Genomic DNA, 2,688 nt, shown 5'->3' with positions numbered 1-2,688 from the left:
GCTCGGTCTCTCCACCATGACGGTGCAGACCCGGTTCGTCGGCAGCGACGCGACGCTCTTGATGGAGCGCTGCGCACAAGACGTGGGAACCGGCATCCGCTTTCTCCGGGAACGGGGGTACGAGCGCATCGTCCTGCTCGGCTTCTCCGGCGGGGCGTCGCTGCTGTGCTTCTACCAGGCCCAAGCCGAGGACTTCACCGCCACCCATCTCCCGGACGGGCGCCCGAGCCTGCTCACGTCGCAGCAATTGCCGCCAGCCGACAAGCTGGTGCTGTTCGGCCACCATCTCGGACGATCACAGACACTGCGCAACGTCCTCGACGCCGCGATCGTCGACGAAGCGGATCCGTTGCAGCGTGACCCCGAGCTCGACGTGTTCGATCCTCGTCACGGTCCACCCTTCAGCAACGAGTTCGTCGCCCGGGTCCGTGCCGGGCAGGCTGCGCGCATGGAGCGCATCACCAGCTGGGTGCGCGAGCGGCTCGCCACCCTGGAAGGCATGTACGGCCCGAACGCTGACGAAGCGTTCATCGTTCACCGCACCAACGCCGACCCGTTCATGTTCGCCGAATCGAGCGACTTCGGGGGCGACGTCGACGCGATCCGCGAGGTCAACGAAGCCGGCAACGGACTGGGCCGCTTCTCCAGCCTGCGATCCTGGCTCAGCCAATGGGCGACCGACGTCAGCCAGGCGGACGGACCCGCAGATGTTGCGCGTACCACGATCCCGGTCTTGAGCATTCGTCAGGCGGGCGACCACCGAGCCCATCCCGACTATCTCCGGCAATGGGAAGAAGCGCTCGGCGACCGGTTCACCGGACACCACGAATTCGACGCCACGCACTACATGGACCCGAAGGCCCAGGCCGAGATGGTGACCGAACTCGCGCAGCTCATCTACGACTTCGCGGTGTGACCCTCGAGCCGCACCCGCTCGGCCACCTGGTCAGTTGCGGCGTTCGAGGACGGAGCAGTAGTTCGCCACGCCCGAGCCGCCCATGTTGAAGACGCAGCCAAGGTCGGCGTCGGCTTTCTGAAGGTCGCCCGCTTCACCTGCGAGTTGCATGGCGGACATGACATGCATCGACACGCCGGTTGCGCCGACGGGGTGCCCCTTGGCCTTGAGCCCGCCGGACAGGTTGATCGGCAGGGAACCGTCGGGGTAGACGATGCCTTGATCGAGCACCGAAGCACCCTCACCTTTCGGCGCGAGTCCCATTGCTTCGTACACGAGCAGTTCTGCGATGGTGAAGCAGTCGTGGATCTCGGCGAAGTCGAGGTCGTTCACCGAGATGCCCGCCTGGTCGAACGCCGAGGCGAAGGAGCGCGCCGGTCCTTCGAAGTCGGTGAGCTTGCGCCGCGACATCGGCAGGATGTCCTGGACGTGGGCGGTGGACCGGAAGCGGATCGCTCGGTCGTAGGACTTGGCGACGTCGTCGGAGGCGATGACGATCGCGGCGGCGCCGTCGGAGATCAGCGAGCAATCTGTCACCCGCAGCGGTTCGGCGACCATCGGGTTCTTCTCCGACACCGTGTTGCAGAAGTCGAATCCGACGTCCTTGCGCATGTGCGCCAACGGGTTCTTCGCTCCGTTCGCATGGTTCTTCGCGGCGATGGCGGCGAGCGTGGAGGAATGGTCGCCGTACTCGTCGAAGTAGGCCTGTGCGAACTGGGCGAAGATCTGGGGGAACGACAGCCCCGCTTCTTCCTTCTGGTACGACGCCCCGCCGAGGGCGGCCGCGACGTCGTTGGTGCTGTTGTTCGTCATCTTCTCGGCGCCGACGACGAGCGCAATTTCCGCTTCGCCCGACTTGATGGCGTTGATCGCGCTGTAGATCGCAGCCGACCCGGACGCGCAGGCGTTCTCCACCCGCGTCGCCGGCTTCCACCGGAGGCCCTCGTCGGCCTGAATCACCAGCGAGGCTGGGAAGCCGTCGGGCACCAACCCACTGTTGAAATGACCGAGCCATGTGGCATCGACATCGTTGGAGGAGATGTCGGCGTCGGCGATGGCGCTTCGGGACACCTCGATGATCATCTCTTCGAGGGTGTCGTCGCGGCGCCCGAAGGGGAGGTGCGACCAGCCGATGATGCTCGGGTTCATGCCGTTGCGTCTCCGTATTCTTCCTCGACCCAGGCGAGCACCTTCCGACGGAACAGCAGGCCCGCCTTGTCGCCACCGATCACGAGCTCTTGGTAGTCGTGCTTGTCCTCGTCCAACAGCTTCTGCATGTGCGCGACGGCCCAGGCGTCCTCGTTGAACACCGTGTCGAAGGCGGCGGTCATCATCTCGTTGACCTCGGGGATGTTCGGTGAGTAGTCGTCGGTGACCGACCACCAGTAGTGATGTGTCGTTGCGGTCTCCGGTGTGAGGTAGTGCATGATGTACCGGTTGAAGATCTCGACGTCGTCGGAGTCGGGGTCTCCGACCTTGATCGGTGCGTCCCCCTTGAACACGCCGGGCGAGATCGCCACCCCGCCGTCCCACTGCTCCACCGGACGGTCGCCGATCCGGGCTTGAACGTCGGGCGGCAAGAACTTGGCGGCTTCGGCAGGGTCGCGCTGGACGCGGTAGCAGCTGACGCCTTCGGGTGTCTCTTCGATGGTGGTGGGAAGCTCGAGGAACGCGTCGTCGAACCCGGCGCTGTCGTGGTGCAGGTAGGCGAAGTGGGTGAGGTCGTTGAGGTT

At 65.2% G+C, this 2,688-nt stretch carries 2 protein-coding genes and 1 pseudogene; 1 reads left to right on the top strand and 2 read right to left on the bottom strand.

Translation table 11 applies throughout. From position 1 onward, the window contains the following. Window positions 1-916: alpha/beta hydrolase (locus WBV89_RS18470; protein WP_423982799.1), on the top strand; the 916-nt coding region annotated here is incomplete at its 5' end. Between the two features lie 30 nt (window positions 917-946). Here WBV89_RS18470 and WBV89_RS18465 read toward each other — a convergent pair. Further along, window positions 947-2,104, bottom strand: coding sequence for an acetyl-CoA acetyltransferase (locus tag WBV89_RS18465; RefSeq protein WP_423982798.1), 1,158 nt, complete (start codon window positions 2,102-2,104; stop codon window positions 947-949). Beyond that, window positions 2,101-2,688: pseudogene (locus WBV89_RS18460) on the bottom strand (hypothetical protein); the annotation flags it as partial. The gene WBV89_RS18465 and the pseudogene WBV89_RS18460, both read right to left, overlap by 4 nt.

Source organism: Ilumatobacter sp. (assembly GCF_049588435.1).
Classification (GTDB): domain Bacteria; phylum Actinomycetota; class Acidimicrobiia; order Acidimicrobiales; family Ilumatobacteraceae; genus Ilumatobacter_A.
The sequence above is the reverse complement of the archived record's forward strand: the minus strand, read 5'-3'. Positions and strand labels throughout refer to the sequence as shown.

Bases quoted from the DNA above. Each gene is read 5' to 3' on its own strand.
- WBV89_RS18465 (WP_423982798.1), bottom strand. From the start codon at position 2,104: ATGAACCCGAGCATCATCGGCTGGTCGCACCTCCCCTTCGGGCGCCGC.